Source organism: Streptomyces sp. NPDC026417 (assembly GCF_055567695.1).
Genome location: NZ_JBVHPY010000099.1, coordinates 1 through 2,838, shown reverse-complemented (window position 1 = coordinate 2,838; position 2,838 = coordinate 1). Strand labels below are relative to the sequence as shown.

The 2,838-nt window shown below is 62.5% G+C and carries 1 protein-coding gene and 2 pseudogenes; 2 read left to right on the top strand and 1 reads right to left on the bottom strand.

Annotated features, from left to right (window positions below; genetic code table 11):
- A pseudogene (locus ACZ4NT_RS39065) lies at positions 1-169 on the top strand (transposase); the annotation flags it as partial.
- 806 nt (positions 170-975) lie between these two features.
- Here the strand turns inward: ACZ4NT_RS39065 and ACZ4NT_RS39060 are convergent.
- Positions 976-1,862 (bottom strand): annotated as a pseudogene (locus ACZ4NT_RS39060) (IS630 family transposase).
- A gap of 80 nt (positions 1,863-1,942) precedes the next feature.
- On the opposite strand from ACZ4NT_RS39060, the gene ACZ4NT_RS39055 reads away from it, so the two are divergent.
- A complete protein-coding gene (locus tag ACZ4NT_RS39055) occupies positions 1,943-2,221 on the top strand; it encodes a hypothetical protein (protein WP_467730173.1) in 279 nt (92 codons plus the stop codon).
- Positions 2,222-2,838 lie beyond the last annotated feature (617 nt).

The following is a 2,838-nucleotide window of genomic DNA, read 5'->3' as shown; positions in this document are numbered from 1 at the left end:
CGTGCTGGTCAGCGGGTGCGCCTGGCGGGCTTTGCCGCCGTGTTTCGGCATATCGAAGTCGACCACGCATCGCCGGTTCCTGATCTGGTCGCGGGAGGGTGTGTGGGGCCGGTTGCACGAGGAGATCCTGCACCGCTTGGACGACGCTGGCCTGGTCGACCTCTCCCGGCCGTCTTCGGTCGTCGCAGGTGAGGTCGGAAAAGGTGCCTTTACGGATTTCGTCAAGTTGTAGTCGCGGTGGGCGGTTGGTAGAGGGTGCTATCTCGGAGTATGGCGAAGAGGGTGTCGATGGGACGTTGTGCTGGTGTGATGAGGGCTGCGATGTGTTTCCTTTCGTGGCGTTTTCGGTCGTAGTGGGCGCGGGACTGTGGTGGGGCGAGCGCGGCGAGGGAGGAGGCCCGTTTGAGCACTTGTTGCCGCGCCTGGAGGGGTGTTCGCTGCGGAGGAGTCAAAGTTTCTGGTCACGGGTGCCAGGCTGGCGTAGGTGGGGGGGCCGGCGGTGGCGAAGCCGCTGCCGTCTCCGACGCCGTTCGAGGATTGGGGCTGCGGTTCTGATCCTGATGCCGGGCATTGGGGTCAGGACGGGGGAGAGGGTGGGCTTCCAGGAGTTCTTCGATCCGTGCAGCGAGGAGTTTTGTGCTGGTAGTGGACGGACTGAGGGGACTGGCGAGGCTGGGGACGATCAGTGCGGCTGCGTCGCCTTTGTGCTCGTTCACGCCGCAGTTCACGTCTGAGATCGTCGAGCTGTGTCGATGAGGGGATCGCTCGGTCGGTCCGGTCGCTCAAGGCTTCGAGCTGGCCGAGACCGTGGTGAGGGATTGGGTCCGACAAGTTCACATCGGCGCCGGTGCATGCGGCGGCCTGTCCAGGCAATGGACGCGAGGTGCTGGCCGCAAAAGTGAGGCTGGAGAATCGGAGTCCGCTGGAGGACGTCGAAGCCTCAAGCGTGCGAGGGTCTTTTTTCGCGGTGGAGATCTAGTCTTCTGAGTCAGGAATCCGTTTCAGATAGCTGGCGAGGCGTTCAAGGATTTCGTCTGCGGTCTTCGTCCAGACGTATGGCCTGGGATTGGTGTTCCAGTCGGCGATCCAGGTCCGTGGATGTCCTCCTCCAGGGCTTGGACGCTTTTGTGGACGCCTCGGTGTATCCGTTTGTTCGTCAGTTCCGCGAACCAGCGTTTGACCAGGTTGAGCCAGGACGATCCGGTGGGTGTGAAGTGCAGGTGGAAGCGGGGGTGGGCCACCAGCCAGGTCTTGATGGCTGTGTCTTGTGGGTGGCGTAGTTGTCGAGCACCAGATGGACATCAAGAGCGCTGGGATCTCATGCTCGAGCTTGACCAGGAACTTTCTTGAACTCCTCTGTCCGGTGTCGGCGGTGCAGTGAGCTGATCACTGTGTCCGGTGGTGACCTCGAGTGCCGCGAACAGAGTCGTGGTGCCGGCGCGGACATAGTCGTGAGTGGTCCGCTGCGGAATCCCGGGCATCATCGGCAACACCGGCTGCGAACGGTCGAGCGCCTGAGTCTGGGATTTCTCGTCGACGCAGAACAGCAGAGCGTTTCCAGCGTTCTCTTCACCACCGCGGTGACCTGCTCGTCGGACACCGAACGAGGACCGCCCGGGCGCGGCATGTCGCCAAGCCCGGGCAAGCGGTCGCAGACAAAACGTGCACGCCACTTGCCGACCGTGTGCTCCTCGGCACCGCCCTGGCGGGCAACCTCCCGATTGGTGAAACCGGATGCGCACGCAAGGACAATCCGGCAGCGCAAAAACCAGCGCCTGCGGCGTCGACCTCCGACGCACCAACTCCTCTAACCGATCCCGCTCTTGAGCAGTCAAAACCAACGCGGCCTTCGGCCGCCCCATCCGAACCATGAACAGACCCTACTCATGAAACGGATTCCTGACTCAGAAGACTAGCTAACGCAGCATGGGCGGACGGCGTCGTGTTCGCGATCTTGTCTCGCCTGTCCGTTGCACTCGCCTCGGCCGAGGCCAGGTGCCCCGACTTGATGAATAATTCCGCTGTTGCGTGGTTCCTGCAGCGGGCGGAGGATGGCGAGGTTATCGACACTGAGATCGCCGAAGTGATCCTGAATAATCTTGCCGCCCTCGTCAGCAGCGGCCGACGCCAAGGCCAGACGTCTATGGTCGGTCGCATAGGGACTCACGTGCGGAGCCAGATCGTGATGAACGCCGCGATGGTGGTACCGAGGACGACATAGCCCTGCTTGTCATAGTGTGTGAAGACCGTGGGAGACTGTTTCAGGTGGTTGATCGCACGTTCGACGGTGTGTTGCGTCTCTTGTAGCGGTCCTTGTCGAACCCGGGCGGCCATCCGCCGCGTGAGCCCTTTCGTAGGCAGGCGGCCTGGCTATCACCTCATCGTCTCAGGTACTCGCGGACGGGACGATTGCTGTATGCCTTGGCCGGCCGCGAGGCTGTCGAGCTGCACGCGTGGTCTTCCCGGCCCTGCCTCGGGAAGATCTTCTCCAACACGGCGATGAATTGGGTGTATTCCGCCCGCTGGCATGGGGTGGACGAGCAGGGACAGCGAAGCGGCACCGGCCGTCCGTCTCTGGGCTGAGGTGTGTCTGACATCGCCGTTCGCGGTGCGGGATGAGCAGGTCAACGCTCTGACATCCGCCGTCAGCGATGGTTGGGATTTCATTGCAAACCGGTCGACGTCACATTCGATGAGGGCCCAGTAGCCGCTGTGGCTCCCGGGCAGCGGCAGCGACTAGCCACTAATACTCCAGCAGCGGTTCGTGTCCTGAGCTGGTGGTTGTCGTTGTCCTGGTATGGAGGGGATGACTGAGGTCAGTTGCTGGACGGGTGAGTT